Source organism: Microcoleus sp. N3A4, assembly GCF_036701805.1.
Lineage (GTDB): Bacteria > Cyanobacteriota > Cyanobacteriia > Cyanobacteriales > Microcoleaceae > Microcoleus.
Map to the genome: position 1 here is coordinate 35,641 of NZ_JAUBRJ010000060.1, position 14,706 is coordinate 50,346.

The following is a 14,706-nucleotide window of genomic DNA, read 5'->3' on the forward strand; positions in this document are numbered from 1 at the left end:
CTTACGCATTGACAAAATGATTGTATTGTGAGTACCTCTGATAGCTCTGCGATCGCCTAACTTTAATCAATCCTTTGACTGGAGTTAGCAACCGTGATTATTTTTTGAAGTTCTCAATTCACAATAGTCCGGACAGTTTTTATATGGCCCAATGGCTTATGCTCGCTTGACTTCGCAGCCCCTGTGGATAATTAAATCAATGTCAGCTCCACCCCTGACTTACATTTAATTCGACTTTTTTACGATCCTCCTTGCCCCGCGTAAGCTTGTAGTATCGTTCCAAAAACTGTCCGGAGTATTGATCACTAACTCCATCTTCCCATCGAACCCTGTTGACATCTATATAATCATTTTGTCAATGTGTAAGTCCTACAACTATTCCTCTAAAAAGAAAAGTCGCGCTAACAAGCATCTTAATCAACATTATTGAATGAAAAATCAGCTTTTAGGTAGAACTCGCTTAAGCTTGGCAGTTGATAGGTTGGAGACATGAGATGAAATCGAAAAAAGCCAACTAAAACCCTGTTTTGCTTATGTTGACAGTTATGCCACAAACTCACACTCTTTCAAACCGCAGCCGACTTTCACCATCGTCAAAGTATCAAACCCTGTTAGACTGTTTTTTGGCAGATTTTCAAAAGTCGCTAAATGCTTTTGCCCGCGCTTGGAACAAGTACCAGCCCAACGATTCGCTCTCAAACGACAGAAAACAAGACTTAGATTGGCTTGAATCGATGCTGCAAGAGTACAAGATTTCCATCCACACTTCAACTAACAGCCAAGCGTTTTGGAGAGGTTGCAAGGATGGAAAACATAGCAGGAGAACAATTTGTGACTTCCACTCGCCAATGGTCGCACAAACCTTACTCAAAGCGAGCGCGAATCCAAAAGCAACTCAAATATACGAACTGGGGTTTCAAGTTGGTTGGCGGTACGTTCGCCTCAAAGACTACTTGCTGCGAATCAGAAAACAGCGAAAGTTGGAAGAATCCAAGCAGCTTCAAGATTATCAACAGTTTTTAAGTTTTATCCGCCAAAAGGCTGAGTCAGAAGATATGGACTCCTTCGTAAGCTTTGGATGGAGGCGGGAGAAAAATTCAGGGCAATGAGAGATAAACCCAGTAAAATCTTGGCGGTTGACGATACAACTGACAACTTATTTATTATGCAGGCTATTCTCTCAGAAGAAGGCTACTGCGTCAGCACGAGCTCCAGCGGACTTGATGCTTTAACTAAGGTTGAGGAGTCGCCACCAGATTTACTCCTGTTGGATGTAATGATGCCAGAAGTAGACGGTTACGAAGTGACTTACAGAATTCGCTCAAATCCTCAACTTCCCTTTATCCCCATTCTGTTAATTGCGGCTGACAACTCAATGACCATAGCAGATGGACTCGACTTGGGCGCTGACGATTTTGTTTGCAAGCCCATCCAGGTAAATGATTTGCTGGCTCGCGTCCGCAGCCTCCTCCGGCTCAAACACAGCATAGATGCGATGCTGGAAATGACAAAGGCACGAGAGGATTTTGTGGCTCGTCTTACCCACGACTTGCGGATTCCCCTAGTTGCCGCTGATAGAATGCTGACCCTGCTCAAACGAGGGAAATTCGGTGAACTGCCCGTTCAAGCGGTAGAGGCGATCGCCACGATCGGCAACAGTAACCAAAATTTGCTTTCGTTAGTCAATACTTTACTAGAGGTTCACCGATTTGAATCTGGTTGCAAAACTCTGGCGATCGCCCCCTTTGACCTCAAAAAACTGGTCAAAGAAGTCGTTAAGGAACAGGAGGCTGTGGCTATTGATAAAGGACTTGTCCTAACTTTCGACGAGTCAGACTCGCAACCGCTGCGGATTGAGGGCGATCGCCTTGAACTCCGCCGAGTCATCACCAACTTAGTCGGAAATGCCATTAAATTCACCGATTTTGGTTGTGTGAAAGTCGTTGTCCGTCCAGATGCCAAGTCGGTAAGCATTAGCGTAGCAGACACCGGCCCCGGCATCAGAACCTCAGAACAAGCCACGTTGTTTGAAAGATTCCGCACCGGAAACCATGCTAGAGCAGGTTGCGGCCTGGGACTGCATTTGTCAAGCCGGATTGTAGAAGCCCATTCTGGCAGCATTGACGTGACATCAACGGTGGGCCAAGGCAGCACATTTACTGTACGGCTCCCCATCTCACTCTAAAAGTTTTGTTTGGATACAAAAGAGCGCATACGTTCTACCTTGGACACACTGGTGTCGCTGAAGTACAATTGTCCTTTCTTTAAACAAACCATGAATAAAATTAGTGTTGCCTTAATTGAAGACCACCACCTGACAAGGGCTGGAATCAAAGCAGCTTTAGAAGACTGCGAAGAACTCGAATTTATCGGAGAAGCAGCTAACGGCCTGCAAGGGATAACTTTACTGGAGAAAACCCTGCCTGATGTAGCGATCGTTGATATCGGACTACCGGGGTTGGTAGACGGAATTGAACTGACCAAAAGGTTCAAAGAATACATACAAACTCCAAAAACCCCCAGCGTGGATAACCAACCGAAAGTGTTGATTTTGACTATGCAGGATAACGAAGAATCGGTGCTGGCAGCTTTTGCAGCGGGAGCCGACTCTTACTGCATGAAAGATGTCAGTTTTGAAAAGTTAGTGGAAGCCGTTGTTGAGACAAACGCTGGCGAAAACTGGATCGATTCTTCAATTGCCAGAATCGTTTTGGCTCGCATGAATAATCCTTTCAAGGAATCTGTTAATTCAGCAACTATTTCCACTGTGTCAATCAATGGAGTCGAGCCAGAATACAGTCAGTTGTTAATGGCGAACCCTTTAACAGAACGAGAAAAAGAGGTTATAGAGTTGATTGTCGAAGGTTGCAGCAATGAGGAAATCTGCAAGCAGCTATACATTTCTCTCGGTACTGTGAAAACTCATGTGCGTAACATCCTTAATAAGCTGTCTTGCGACGATCGCACTCAAGCGGCTGTCAGAGCCCTTCGCGCGGGTTTAGTTGACTAAATCCGCTTCAAGAGCAACCGCTTGGTGGATAATACAACAGAGACGTTCCAGCAATCTAAGCTATTTAGGCGAGGGTCGCGATTAGAGGAGGTGCAGTGCCAGTTAATGCCGACAAACCACACTTGTGGAAACCCGATATTGCTCTGTCGGTAGACTTTTATAACAATTGGTTCATGCTGTTCGCTCCAAAAGCCTACCGCGACACTCGCATTGTTACAACTCAACAAGTTAAATCCGCCCTAGCAGAGACAGCCAATCTGAGCAACATCACGTCCGCCCTGCTGCGACAGCATCCAGAGGTTTTGCCCATTTTACGCATGGCGGCAGCGCCGCCAATTGCGCGAGATCGCCTGATCGGTTTAGCAGGAGTGTCGCCAAACCTGGTCAAAAATATGGAAGAAAAACAGCGAATTCCGCCCCGGGCAGACATTACAACTCTGGATGCTGAACTAACAAAAATCAGTCAAATTATTGCACGGCTGCTCGACAAAGATATTTTTCCTTGGCTAGAAAGCGGACAGCAGCCAACGGAGACTGAAGTTCAAAGAGCAGCGACAATTGTTGCCGATCGCCTTTGCGGTGCTATTTCTGACCCGATCGTTCGTAACGCTCAAGAACGAAGGCAGCTTGCTATGATTAAGCAATGGCTGGAACAGCGCGATTATTCCTATGTTAGAGGAGGAGCCGGATTAAGTTTTGAAACCATGCAGCCTGGGACTTTCTCGTTTCGGCTCAATATTCCGGTACTTTTACAGTCCGGCAGCAAACAAATTAATATCCCTATTGACGTTGCGATTGCGCCAATTAATTCGAGCCCTGGTGAATTCCCGTTACTGATTGAAGCGAAATCTGCCGGTGACTATACCAATCCCAATAAGTGACGCAAGGAAGAAGCTAGTGAACTACCTCATTCAAGTGGAGTACCACTATGAAAGGGGCTTCCAATTTCAACCGAAACAGCATCTGACAAAACCGAAATCTTCCCAGGTTGACTTACATTCCGTCCATTGGCAGCAGCACTGGTTCCCAATGCCAAAACCCGCAAGGCTTCATCCCGAATGTTTTTCGCCGCGTTGATATCCCTATCGTTGCGGTTGTGACATTTAGGGCAATCCCAATGACGAACGTTCAAGGGCATTTCTGATACTTTGTGGAGACAATTATTGCAAGTCTTAGAACTGGGGAAAAATCGATCTATTTCAATGTATATCTTACCTAGTTTTTCAGCTTTATACTTGAGCATTGTTCCAAACATCCCCCATCCAGCATCGCTAATAGCTTTAGCTAGACAGTGATTGCGTATCATGCTTTTGACGTTGAGATTTTCTACTGCAATAACTTGGTTTTCGTCTACTATCTTGCGGGATAGCTTGTGCAGAAAATCTTCGCGTACTCTTTTTATTTTTGAATGAACTTTAGCTACTAATTTCTTAGCCTTGTGTCTGGTATTACTTCCCTTTTGTTTACGACTTAGCTTCTGCTGCTTACGCTTTAAGTTGCGACTGTGTTTCTTGAGGTGCTTGGGATTGACATATTTACTGCCATCACTTGTGATGCAAAAATCAATCAATCCTACATCCAAGCCAATTGCCTTGCCTTCTAGATTACCTTCAGGGGTCTCTTGCCCATCATCAACCAAAATAGAAGCATAGTATTTACCATCAGTATTTTTAGAAATAGTAACTGTTTTGACCGTGCCATCTAAGGGTCGATGAATCCGACAATGCACCTCACCAATAATTGGTAACTTGATGGAGCTATCACCTACTTTGACGTTCTGAGGATAACTAATTGACTGCCTACCATGCTTTGATTTGAAGCTGGGAAACCCACCTCGTTTCTCGAAGAAGTTTTTGTAGGCAGTAGATAGATTTAGCGCAACTACTTGGAGTGACTGAGAGTAGGCATTTGTCAACCAAGGGTATTCCTTTTTGAGATTCGGAAGTAATCCTTGAATTACACTTCTGCTCAGTCCTTTACCAGTATCTTTATAGGTTTGCTGGCTCTTGTTCAAACTATAATTCCAAAACCAACGACAACAACCAAAAGCACCCGCAAAATACGTCTGCTGCTCGGCTGTTGGGTAGATTCGGAACTTATAGGCTTGATACATTATCGCTTATTAATATCTCTGCTAATATTGTATCAAGGATACTAGGAAAGTACAATAGATTTGTTCAATTACTCATATCCCCCCTCTATCTCAAGAGCTATCTCAAGAGCTATGAAGAGTCAATTTGTTCGGCGGGGCAATCGCTCACACGCGGCCCGCCCGTCCCGCCACTAAGATGAGTACACCTATAGCGGGGAAATTCCCGTCTGTCTAGTTAAAATGACTCAATTGAGGAGTAACTACGGCAATAACGTGCGTTTTATTTTGTTTCTTTGCGGTTACTTTGACAGTGGCTATTTGGGTTACGAAGCGGCCGAAGGAATTGACTGGGTTTGGGAACATCGGATTGATGATTTAGCGTTATTTGAAATATGAATGTAACTGCAACAATTGAATTGACACGAATGTTGCGGCAATCGCAACTGGATGAAGCTAGAACTCAAGCTCAGCGAAATAAGCTAGGTCAGTTTGCTACGCCTCCAACACTGGCAGCAGATATTATCAAATATGCTTCAATGCTGTTGCCGTCAGATATTAAGATTCGTTTTCTCGACCCGGCTTTTGGTACAGGTTCTTTTTACTCGGCATTATTGCAGCAATTTGGGCGATCGCAAATTGTTAAAGCAGTCGGCTATGAAATTGACCCCCATTACGGAAACGAAGCGATTAAGCTTTGGAGTGACACTTCGTTACATCTGAATATCGCTGACTTTACGCAAGCGACACCACCTAACTCTGACGAGGAAAAAGCTAACTTAGTCATTTGCAATCCTCCCTATGTCCGACACCATCATTTGAATCGACTTGAAAAGCTGCGGCTGCAACAGCTAGCACAGCAAACAGCGGGAGTTAAACTCAGTCAGTTGGCTAGTCTTTACTGCCATTTTTTGTGCATTGCGGATGCGAGTATGGCTGTTGGCGGCTTAGCGGGGTGGCTGATTCCCAGTGGATTTATGGATGTGAATTACGGACAGCAAATTAAGGATTACTTACTAAATCGCGTTACTCTACTGCGAATTCACTGTTTCGATCCTGCTGAGGTGCAGTTTGAAGATGCACTATGTACGTCAGCAGTGGTTTGGTTTAAGAAAGCTTTGCCACCTGCTAATCATGCTGTTGAGTTTACCTATGGAGGGAGTTTGACAGCATCTAAAATGTCGCTGATCGTGTCGGTGGAGTCGCTACGCAGTGCAGCTAAGTGGACTAAGTTTGGACTGATGTCTGGCAGCATGAATTCTCAAGAGCAGCCGTTGAAACTTAAGGACTTATTCACTATCAAACGGGGACTGGCGACGGGAGCAAACAATTTTTTTGTGTTGACACCAGAGCAAGTTTCTGCTTACCAATTGCCCTTTGAATTTCTCAAGCAGGTTTTGCCCAGTCCCCGACTGTTATCATTGGATGAAATTGAAGCAAATGACTTGGGAAATCCGATTCTCGATCGTCGATTATTCTTACTATCGTGCGATTTGCCCCCTTTGGAGGTGAAAGCTAAGTATCCGTCGCTTTGGGAATATTTGCAGGTGGGAGTAAAACAGGGAATTTGCGATCGCTACCTGTGCAAGCATCGCTCTCCATGGTACTCACAGGAAAAGCGTCTTCCTTCCCCGTTGCTCTGTACCTATATGGGTCGTCAGGATACTGGTAGAGGTAGACCTTTTCGATTTATTCTGAATCATTCAAGGGCGACGGCTACCAATGTCTATTTAATGCTGTATCCTAAACCCGCTCTTGCCAAAGTCCTTTTAGAGAAGCCAGAATTGCTGAAAGAGGTGTGGCAGGCGCTTGATCGCATTTCTGATGAGGCATTGATGGGTGAGGGTCGCGTTTATGGGGGTGGGCTGCATAAGCTGGAACCGAGGGAATTGGGTAATGCTCTAGCTGAAAGGATACTGGAGATTTTACCCAAAAGAAGCGTACCTGAGCTATAAGTAAGAACTGAGCACGATCGCTATCTGATGTTTTATGTCGGGTGGCGTGGAGAAAGACGAATGTTTGGATATGTTATTAACATTGAGATGAGGATCGTTGAGTTATCAAATTGAATATGCTGACGCTGCTATTGAGCATCTAAAATTTTTAACAACTCGGCAGCAACGAACTGTATTAGATACTGTAGACGAACAACTAAAATATGAACCCCTAATTGAGACAAGAAATCGCAAACCGATGGAACCTAACAGTTTAGCAACCTGGGAATTGCGGATCGGAAATTTACGGGTGTACTACGATGTAGAAGAAAATACAGTTTCTGTAGTCTATATTCAAGCAGTTGGAGTCAAGAACCGCAACCGAGTTCGGATCGGTCAGGAGGAAATTGAACTATGAAATCAGTAGAACTCGCACAAGCAACTGAATCGTTGGGTAAATATATTCAATTTTTGGGGAAAGAGCCATTGCTTGTTACCATCAAGGGAACTCCTGTAGCTGTCCTAACACCAATCGCCGACTTAGAAAATTTACCCTTAGCAACAAGTCCAGATTCGCTAATATTAATCAAAAAATCTTTGCAGCAACAACCGTCAGATTGTGCAGCATCATTAGCCGATTATGTCCGTAGTTTGGGAAGAGAACCGATGATCGCAGCATTTGAAAGTAAACCTGTAGCTCTTTTGGTAGCTATAGCTGATATTGAAAGGGTTTCTTTAAGTAGCAATCCTCAGTTTTTAAACATTATCGATCGCTCCAAACAACAGCAAAAAGCAGGTAAAGTTGTCAGTAGTGAGGAGGTGCGAAAGAAGTTAGGGTTAGGGTGAAGAAAGGAGCGATTCTGTTTTGTAATATCTGTTGATGGGTGGAGTGATTTTTAATTTTTATTGTTGCTGTTAATTTCATGTTTAATTACCTCAATTGATTCGATCCGATCTATGTTACAAGCTTGTAGTTGAGATAGCTACTAAACCCTTTCGTCAACCCGCTTTTGCCAAAGTGCTTTAGACAGCTTACTCCCAAAGGCTTATATTTCCAGTATCAGTAATCTCAGCCTTCGGATAAAAACAAATTTGAATTGCTAGGTCAACAAGTTTTTCCAATTCTAGGTTGTTGGCATACTTGTGAGTGAAAAGGAGGGGAATCCAAATATCATAAGACTTATACAGATCGATACATTTCTTTGAAACGGCTTGTATTGTTGTTTCCATATCGCCACTACTCAAGATGTTCGCAACAAGCTCCCCTGTATTGCGTCTCCAAACTGCTCCCCACAAGCCATCATTGCAGTCAGCATCCCCTGTATTAACCACCATACGCAATTTTATTAGCGTCCCGTCCGAACTAACAAGATCGAAGTCAAACCAGTAATATTTTCCAATGCCATCCAGATAGCGTGCCCCTCCACAAACTCTAGCGTTTTCTATGTGGTGTCCTGGAATATTTGGACAGTCAATGTATTTAGCCGTACTACATTGTCCTAAAACTGAAATTGGGTGAATCGGAACAACCATTTCATCTTCATTGAAAATGCCCTTTCTATTGAAAGCCTGCTTTATCCATGTTGGCAACTCTGACCCTATAGCATTTTTAATACGTGACAAATTGTTAATGCAAGTTGGCCAGGTGACTTGCCTATCATCTTTGTCATATAGAATCCATTTCCTCTTCATTTTGCCTAGGAATCTCTCTGTGCTTAACTTTAACCTATCGGTTTGGAAAATCTCAGTAACTTAATAACCTTGATGTGAAAACTAACTGTTAATTGTATCGCAGTTGCAGTCTAATACGCCATTACAGCGCATAAAACCGCAAACATTTAATTCCTAAATTTACGCTTTTGCACAGGTTCAACCCATACAGTGCAGAACCCCGAAGTAGCTGGCCTACCCGCTACCTCCAAAGTCACCCCCAAACGCCGAACATCCTTTTTACATTCTAAATTAGTCAAACTATCCGAATTCCACTTCATCAAATTCCGAGCAAACTTCCCCTCAGCGCTACTTGCCCACCGCAAAGCCTCCGCCTGCTCCTGAGTCAAATGAACCGCTTTCCCCGGCGCAAACCCTCCTTGCGACCAAAGTAAACCCATCCATCCCATCAAAGCACCGATACCCAACGTCGTCAACAGAATACCCGCCGCCACTACCAAAGAACCCGCAGAAGTCGCCACCCTCCTCAATTCCGTCTGACGCACCAGAGAATTAACCGCCTCAGCAATTTGCCCCTCTTGCTTCTCAACCGCCACCCGTTCATAACTCGCCAAAGTCTTATTAATCCGCCCCACCCACCGATTGAACGCCAACTCAAAATCCTCCGGTTTCGGACTCTCTTGAATCAGCACTTCCAATCGGCCCGTAGCCAACAAAATCAAAAAAATCGGGTCAGTTGGCTCAATTTTCCCCTTAAAAGCCAACTCCAAAACTTTGCGCCTGTACTCCTCAGATTGCCCCTCTAAAGCAATATCCAGCAAAGATTTAGTATCAACAGCACCATAACTCACGGCAACATCCCCGTAGTTTCAAACGCCTCATAAGCCGACAACATAAACGACTTAATCCGCTGCCGACCCAACACACCAAGTTCCTGACTATTTCTTGCCAAATCAAACGTTATCCCCTGAGCATCAATTGCATTCCTTTCCCGCGAATAAAACTTAGGAAAATCAATCACCTTCACCTCATACTTTTTAATCGCATTCTGCACCTCCTCCATCTCTTCCACAGAACTCCAATCATCCTCCAATCCCAAATTACGGACGAGAACATGAGCAATCTTATTATCAAAATGCTTAACTGACTTCAAAAAAAGTTGCACGCTATCGTAGCCACCCGTGCAAATAAACCACTTGCAAAAACTAATGCGAGACTGCTTCCCCAACTCAATTAAATTGTTCCTTCCCATCCACTTAGTCACCAAAGGATAAACCTGAGCCGGTAAATTGACAATCACGCTCTTCTCAAACGCCAATTCAAAAATCCGATCTGCTTCGTAAAACTTCTTCTCATCCTCACTAAACAGAGCTTCACGGCAGACACTCTCATAGATTCGAGACACATCAGGATTAGAGCGATCGGTATCTACGGCAAAAAACGGAAAATTCTTGTCCAAGAAATACTGAATCAAAACCCTAGCAAATAAGCTCTTGCCAACTCCGCCTTTCTCTCCATCAATCAGATGAATTTTAGTGGCAGACTTCTCAACCTTCTCTAACCCGCACTCTTTGAAACCATTCGAGTTTTCTGTCGCTGTACCCATATCTGCATCTCCTCCTTCCTCAACCTGTTTAACCACAGAATCTGTTAGCTGAACTTGATACTTGGAGTTCCTACTTCTACTTGCCATATCTCAATCCCCTATTTCACGTTTACTTTCTAACAAATCAACAATTGAAGCCTAATCACGCAAATCCTGAATCATCAAAATCCTCTAATTCAAATAAGTCATCCGCAGTCAATTTGCTAGTGGAATGGTTAGAAGACATCAAGCTACTCATACCACCCAGCATAGAGTGGTCTGCCTCCTCAATATCAGCAGGTAATTCTCGCGAAGATGATATTGAAGAAATAGGCATTCCCCCTATATGAATAGGAGGATATTCAAGCCCGCCTCGCTCGCGCAAATAGAGAGCTTGCTTTTCCAGAACATAGACGGCATTTTTAAATAACCGCCCTAAAATAATAGGATCGATATCCCCTTTTTCCAGATATGCTAACGGCAGCCAGTAAGGGCGCAGAGCTTGGAGAATCATTTCTCTCGAAGGCAACAATAAATTGCCTTTAATATAGGACATTAAAACTCCATCAGGAGTAGATTTAAAAGGCTGATAACGCCACAAAAATTCAACCCTTTCTTTTCCCTTAGCCATGAGCCACTATCTCCTTTAAAGCAGAATCTTTTGACCCACAAACAGCGTCTTCCCTTACCTGAGAATTGAACTGCTTTTTCAAACTTCCCTTGAAATACGAAAACATCCCATAGACATCATTGAGGCGATTTTCAAACCCTTTCTTTGCCAAAATAGATGGCATAGCAACATCGGCATTCCAAATAATCGGGAAGCGATCGTAATGTTCGTTTAACTCTTTACGGAGATAATCAGCCGTCCCACCACAGAACACCAATTCATCGCAATCCGGCGGCAAATTCTCATCCAACCAACTGGTAAGACTCCGCACATATTCAGGCCGCGCCTCTTTGATTGCTGCTATCATCTGCTGTACTTCTTCCGCCCGCCCTTGCTTAGTCGTGCTGCGAGCCAACCGCATCAAAGAAGCTGCCTTAAACTCAGAACCCGCTGCGGCGATCGCGGGAGTCAATCGCTCAGCAGTTTGCCCTGAAGTCCTAGCTACCACCCTCTCCACCATGCGGATGAAGCCCAAATCGCTCGTTTTTCCAGGTCTAACATCCCCCCGCTGAACAACCAGCAGGCTAGCATTGCGGTAGCCAATCATGGCGATCGCGCACACCCGCTCTTTCAAAACAGAGCCGACTTTCTTGTTGTGCATCAGGTAAATGCCACCCCCCTCTGGCTTGCAGTTAAACGCCAACAATTCCACGCTCATCTGACCTGTAGGAGTTTGGTAATCTGCTAAAGCTTCGCGCAGCACCCGCTCGAACCTCCCCCGGTCTTCATATTCCCCCGGTGGCAACAACACGGCGATCGCCGCCGTAAATTTCGCAGGCAAATTCAGCTTTTCCTTAATCGCCCACATCGCCGCCAGAGTTTTGTGCAGCGCCCTCTCGTATTTGAGCTCCGAAAGGCCGGCATTGGCGTGAAACCTCTCTTTTGCCAAATACCCCACTGCCCTGTAATCGTTTCTAAAGGCAACCCAAGCCGTATTCTCAGGCTCGGCTGACCCCAATTGGTCTCTGCCGTAAGCCAAAATAGATTCCTGCGGTACAGATACGACCTCCGGTTCCATGCAGAGCAATCGAATTTGATTCTTTGCCCCTGCGTAGAGAATTTTGGTAGCTGACCCCCCGTAATCGCAGGCCGCGATCGCTTGAGGCCAGATAGTTTCGATAGTAGTTTCGCTCATATCGCAGGTCTTCCTAATTGAAGTTTTAAGAGTGGTAAACAAACAGCCCTGTAAGTTTGGACGTGCAGAAATAACCCTTACGCTAAGCCAAGCGTGCCACCTCAAAAGGAGGCTGTAAAACAACAACTATTCAAGGATTAAAACGCACTTACTACTTATTAACCCCTCCTAAAACCTCCCCTCCCTCAGCCAGTTGTCTGAATTCCAGCATCTACAAAAATCGGACTCACGGCTTAGGCTGGGACAAAGCTTTTGGTAGCAAGCTGTGTCAGAGGTGCGTGCAAACTGCTTTCTCTAACGGGATAGTACCCCTCTGAGGAGAGCGCTGCTGCCAGCCTGTCGCTGTTCAATGGAAAATTTTCCATTAGACAGACATCTCGAAAAAAGATGTAGAGACAAGGGCGATCGGGTATACAAGCAAAAGTGGAAGAGCACGCATCATTGATTTTCGGAGATGTGTATTGGAAATTCCCACGCCTGTTAAGTTCAGCCAAATCTGGATCTCGGCCTCCGTGACAATGGAAAATTTTCCACTAGAAATTCCTACGCGAGTCGAACCCAACCAAACCAGAGTCTGAGCCCCTGTGGCAATGGAAAATTTTCCATTGGAAAGGCTGACATCAAGTTTCCATGCGTTAAAGCCACTCCTGGCAACAAGCGATCGGCAGGTGGCTGAGGCGCGATTGCCCTCCGCGCACGCTACCCGATCGCAGCCGAAGGATAAAGTTCGTTACCCAACACCAAATAGCGAGCAAACTAGCCATGTCGAGATCCAAACGAATCAAAAGAATAGCCATATACCTAACGCCAGAAGAACTTCAACTTGCTGAGACAATGGCTAAAAATCTCCAGGTGAGCATCAGCAGTCTGTTCCGATACCACACTTTTAAACAACAACATCAACCAGCTTTGTGCCAAAAATTAGCCGAACTTAACCTCCGCCTCAAACCGATTGCCCTTGCTACAGAACAAGCATTATGGATGGGGGAAAAAATTACACAGCCAGCCAACTTTGAGGATCTGATTGAGCAAACTTTGGCACTGCTCAAGCAAGTACAGCAACAGCAAATGAACGTACCACTTCTAATGAATTTAAGCGATATTGAGGGAAATTTAGAATGTCCTAGCGAAGATTATTAATAAAAACCTCCACAAATCATCACTTTTTTACTACACAACTTTTAAGCTTAGTAATGATTGGCAAGCAAAAAATCGGTAAAACTTTTACCCCATTGCTCAATTACCTCTTCTCCAAAGAAGGAGCTTCACTGATTGGAGGAAATATGGTAGGAGAAAATGTCCAGGAATTAGCTGCGGAGTTTCTGTTCTCCAAACAACTCAACCCTAGAGTTGAAAAACCAGTTTATCATGCGACCTTAAGCGTGCCTTCTGGCGAGTATATTCCCGATGCCAAATGGCGGGCGATCGCTCTTGATTATCTAGAAGGAATGGGACTGGATAAAAACCTATTTGCTATCATCCGCCATACCGACCGCGACCACGCCCACATTCACATTGCAGCCAGCCGCATCAAATTGGATGAACGAGGAACTTGCGTATCAGATAGCTGGAACTACCTACGCAGCGAAAAGTTAATTGAAGAATTAGAAGAAAAGTACGACTTAACACCCGCAGCACGCAGTTTTGATAAAGAACGCCGCTCTCCCACGACAGGCGAACGCCGACGGTTAGCAAGAACGGGGGAAATTAGTACGCGGGAGCAACTGCAAACAGCAATTGATTTAGCAACGGTTGATAGTCCCGCGATCGCTCTTTTGATTGACCGACTCGTCGAACAAGGCATTAGTGTAAAAATAGAACCCACCCCCGCAGGCGAATTAGGCATTAGCTACAAATTAGGCAATATTGCTTTTAGCGGCACTCATCTAGGCAAAGCTTACACTTTCAAGGGGTTGCAAAAATACAGAGGAGTCACTTACTCTGCTAATACTGACAGAAATGTGGAAGCCATTCCCCCATTGCAAGAGCCAGAATTGAACGGGATTTTAGAAACAGAAAACTTTAAACCAAATAGCGACGCTAACACCGATAGTGATACTGATGACTGCGATGAAATGAGGAACAGCAGCATCGAGAGCAATTCTTCACCAATATACTGGCAGAGTAACTTTAATATTGACAGACCAGAGCGAGAAGGAAGCAGTACAGGGACTTCCTCAGAAACCGACAAAGATTCTCTAATCGCTGAGTCAGAAGATGTAAGCGAACTAGACTCGCCTGACGATCCCGAAACATCGGGGTTCGACTCACTTAACTGGGAGTCTGTACGAAGCAATTTGATAGAAAATGCTTGTCTGCCAGTCGAATTAATTGACCTGCTACACGACAGGGGATGGATAAACGCAGACAGCCTGAACCGCCCTGTCTTCCAACTCCGCACCCTTGCAGGAGAGCACAGAGGAACCTGCACCTTAGACGCCAATGGAAAATTTTCCATTGACAGTCATGGGGAAGGCTCACATCAAGCAGGCGACAACAGTGAAAAGGGAGTTTTCTGGATAGCGGTTCAAAACAATAATTAAAGTCAGTGAAGGAGTCGCCTCCTCCACTGCTCTCCAAAACGGAACGTGATAGTTTCCCATCATTCCGCT

18 protein-coding genes are annotated in these 14,706 nt (G+C 44.8%); 10 read left to right on the forward strand and 8 right to left on the reverse strand.

The features are described from left to right. Positions 1-533 precede the first annotated feature (533 nt). From QUA56_RS27130 to QUA56_RS27145, 4 genes are all read left to right on the forward strand, one after another. Complete coding sequence (locus QUA56_RS27130) at positions 534-1,109, forward strand: hypothetical protein (protein ID WP_333364195.1); 576 nt, start codon at positions 534-536, stop codon at positions 1,107-1,109. Beyond that, positions 1,106-2,185 (forward strand): hybrid sensor histidine kinase/response regulator, encoded by a 1,080-nt coding sequence (locus tag QUA56_RS27135; protein WP_333364198.1) that lies wholly within the window; start codon positions 1,106-1,108, stop codon positions 2,183-2,185. Before QUA56_RS27130 ends, QUA56_RS27135 begins: the two co-directional genes overlap by 4 nt. Before the next feature lie 90 nt (positions 2,186-2,275). Continuing rightward, on the forward strand, positions 2,276-3,010 hold the full coding sequence (locus QUA56_RS27140; RefSeq protein WP_333364201.1) for a response regulator transcription factor: 735 nt from the start codon (positions 2,276-2,278) through the stop codon (positions 3,008-3,010). Between the two features lie 95 nt (positions 3,011-3,105). Next, the gene (locus QUA56_RS27145) at positions 3,106-3,891 is read left to right on the forward strand and encodes a XamI family restriction endonuclease (RefSeq protein ID WP_333364204.1); all 786 of its coding nucleotides are present in this window, start codon (positions 3,106-3,108) and stop codon (positions 3,889-3,891) included. A 26-nt stretch (positions 3,892-3,917) separates the two neighbouring features. On the opposite strand, the gene QUA56_RS27150 is transcribed toward QUA56_RS27145, so the two are convergent. Next, positions 3,918-5,123, reverse strand: coding sequence for an RNA-guided endonuclease TnpB family protein (locus QUA56_RS27150; protein ID WP_333364207.1), 1,206 nt, complete (start codon positions 5,121-5,123; stop codon positions 3,918-3,920). Positions 5,124-5,342: 219 nt separating this feature from the next. Here QUA56_RS27150 and QUA56_RS27155 point away from each other — a divergent pair, with 219 nt between their 5' ends. The 4 genes from QUA56_RS27155 to QUA56_RS27170 all read left to right on the forward strand — a co-directional run bounded on the left by QUA56_RS27155 (position 5,343) and on the right by QUA56_RS27170 (position 7,879). Further along, on the forward strand, positions 5,343-5,498 hold the full coding sequence (locus QUA56_RS27155; RefSeq protein WP_333364209.1) for a XamI family restriction endonuclease: 156 nt from the start codon (positions 5,343-5,345) through the stop codon (positions 5,496-5,498). After that, a complete protein-coding gene (locus tag QUA56_RS27160; protein WP_333364212.1) occupies positions 5,495-7,054 on the forward strand; it encodes an Eco57I restriction-modification methylase domain-containing protein in 1,560 nt (519 codons plus the stop codon). Before QUA56_RS27155 ends, QUA56_RS27160 begins: the two co-directional genes overlap by 4 nt. Positions 7,055-7,151: 97 nt before the next feature. Further along, positions 7,152-7,451: a type II toxin-antitoxin system RelE/ParE family toxin gene (locus QUA56_RS27165; RefSeq protein ID WP_333029199.1), complete on the forward strand. Its 300-nt coding sequence runs from the start codon at positions 7,152-7,154 to the stop codon at positions 7,449-7,451. Further along, a complete protein-coding gene (locus tag QUA56_RS27170) occupies positions 7,448-7,879 on the forward strand; it encodes a hypothetical protein (protein WP_333364214.1) in 432 nt (143 codons plus the stop codon). Before QUA56_RS27165 ends, QUA56_RS27170 begins: the two co-directional genes overlap by 4 nt. A gap of 186 nt (positions 7,880-8,065) precedes the next feature. Here QUA56_RS27170 and QUA56_RS27175 read toward each other — a convergent pair whose 3' ends face one another. From QUA56_RS27175 to QUA56_RS27205, 7 genes are all read right to left on the reverse strand, one after another. Next, positions 8,066-8,656, reverse strand: a complete 591-nt coding sequence (locus QUA56_RS27175) for a hypothetical protein (RefSeq protein WP_333364217.1) — start codon at positions 8,654-8,656, stop codon at positions 8,066-8,068. Positions 8,657-8,871: 215 nt separating this feature from the next. After that, positions 8,872-9,555 carry a DUF6753 family protein gene (locus tag QUA56_RS27180; protein ID WP_333364219.1) on the reverse strand — a complete coding sequence of 228 codons (684 nt, stop codon included), beginning with the start codon at positions 9,553-9,555 and terminating at the stop codon, positions 8,872-8,874. After that, a complete protein-coding gene (locus QUA56_RS27185; RefSeq protein ID WP_333364222.1) occupies positions 9,552-10,397 on the reverse strand; it encodes a mobilization protein in 846 nt (281 codons plus the stop codon). Before QUA56_RS27185 ends, QUA56_RS27180 begins: the two co-directional genes overlap by 4 nt. A 55-nt stretch (positions 10,398-10,452) precedes the next feature. Next, positions 10,453-10,920 (reverse strand): hypothetical protein, encoded by a 468-nt coding sequence (locus tag QUA56_RS27190; RefSeq protein WP_333364225.1) that lies wholly within the window; start codon positions 10,918-10,920, stop codon positions 10,453-10,455. Next, positions 10,913-12,094: a ParM/StbA family protein gene (locus QUA56_RS27195; RefSeq protein ID WP_333364228.1), complete on the reverse strand. Its 1,182-nt coding sequence runs from the start codon at positions 12,092-12,094 to the stop codon at positions 10,913-10,915. The genes QUA56_RS27190 and QUA56_RS27195 overlap by 8 nt, the downstream gene beginning before the upstream one ends. 233 nt (positions 12,095-12,327) lie before the next feature. Next, on the reverse strand, positions 12,328-12,459 hold the full coding sequence (locus QUA56_RS27200) for a hypothetical protein (RefSeq protein ID WP_333364230.1): 132 nt from the start codon (positions 12,457-12,459) through the stop codon (positions 12,328-12,330). Positions 12,460-12,729: 270 nt separating this feature from the next. Next, positions 12,730-12,891 carry a hypothetical protein gene (locus tag QUA56_RS27205; protein ID WP_333364233.1) on the reverse strand — a complete coding sequence of 54 codons (162 nt, stop codon included), beginning with the start codon at positions 12,889-12,891 and terminating at the stop codon, positions 12,730-12,732. A gap of 37 nt (positions 12,892-12,928) precedes the next feature. On the opposite strand from QUA56_RS27205, the gene QUA56_RS27210 reads away from it, so the two are divergent. Both QUA56_RS27210 and QUA56_RS27215 read left to right on the forward strand, forming a co-directional pair. Beyond that, positions 12,929-13,234: a hypothetical protein gene (locus tag QUA56_RS27210; protein ID WP_333364234.1), complete on the forward strand. Its 306-nt coding sequence runs from the start codon at positions 12,929-12,931 to the stop codon at positions 13,232-13,234. 53 nt (positions 13,235-13,287) lie between these two features. After that, positions 13,288-14,637, forward strand: a complete 1,350-nt coding sequence (locus QUA56_RS27215; protein WP_333364237.1) for a relaxase/mobilization nuclease domain-containing protein — start codon at positions 13,288-13,290, stop codon at positions 14,635-14,637. Positions 14,638-14,706 lie beyond the last annotated feature (69 nt).

Bases quoted from the DNA above. Each gene is read 5' to 3' on its own strand.
- QUA56_RS27190 (WP_333364225.1), bottom strand. From the start codon at position 10,920: ATGGCTAAGGGAAAAGAAAGGGTTGAATTTTTGTGGCGTTATCAGCCT.
- QUA56_RS27185 (WP_333364222.1), bottom strand. From the start codon at position 10,397: ATGGCAAGTAGAAGTAGGAACTCCAAGTATCAAGTTCAGCTAACAGAT.
- QUA56_RS27160 (WP_333364212.1), top strand. From the start codon at position 5,495: ATGAATGTAACTGCAACAATTGAATTGACACGAATGTTGCGGCAATCG.
- QUA56_RS27130 (WP_333364195.1), top strand. From the start codon at position 534: ATGTTGACAGTTATGCCACAAACTCACACTCTTTCAAACCGCAGCCGA.
- QUA56_RS27205 (WP_333364233.1), bottom strand. From the start codon at position 12,891: ATGGCTATTCTTTTGATTCGTTTGGATCTCGACATGGCTAGTTTGCTC.
- QUA56_RS27170 (WP_333364214.1), top strand. From the start codon at position 7,448: ATGAAATCAGTAGAACTCGCACAAGCAACTGAATCGTTGGGTAAATAT.
- QUA56_RS27150 (WP_333364207.1), bottom strand. From the start codon at position 5,123: ATGTATCAAGCCTATAAGTTCCGAATCTACCCAACAGCCGAGCAGCAG.
- QUA56_RS27135 (WP_333364198.1), top strand. From the start codon at position 1,106: ATGAGAGATAAACCCAGTAAAATCTTGGCGGTTGACGATACAACTGAC.
- QUA56_RS27155 (WP_333364209.1), top strand. From the start codon at position 5,343: ATGACTCAATTGAGGAGTAACTACGGCAATAACGTGCGTTTTATTTTG.
- QUA56_RS27210 (WP_333364234.1), top strand. From the start codon at position 12,929: ATGGCTAAAAATCTCCAGGTGAGCATCAGCAGTCTGTTCCGATACCAC.
- QUA56_RS27140 (WP_333364201.1), top strand. From the start codon at position 2,276: ATGAATAAAATTAGTGTTGCCTTAATTGAAGACCACCACCTGACAAGG.
- QUA56_RS27200 (WP_333364230.1), bottom strand. From the start codon at position 12,459: ATGGAAAATTTTCCATTGAACAGCGACAGGCTGGCAGCAGCGCTCTCC.
- QUA56_RS27195 (WP_333364228.1), bottom strand. From the start codon at position 12,094: ATGAGCGAAACTACTATCGAAACTATCTGGCCTCAAGCGATCGCGGCC.
- QUA56_RS27215 (WP_333364237.1), top strand. From the start codon at position 13,288: ATGATTGGCAAGCAAAAAATCGGTAAAACTTTTACCCCATTGCTCAAT.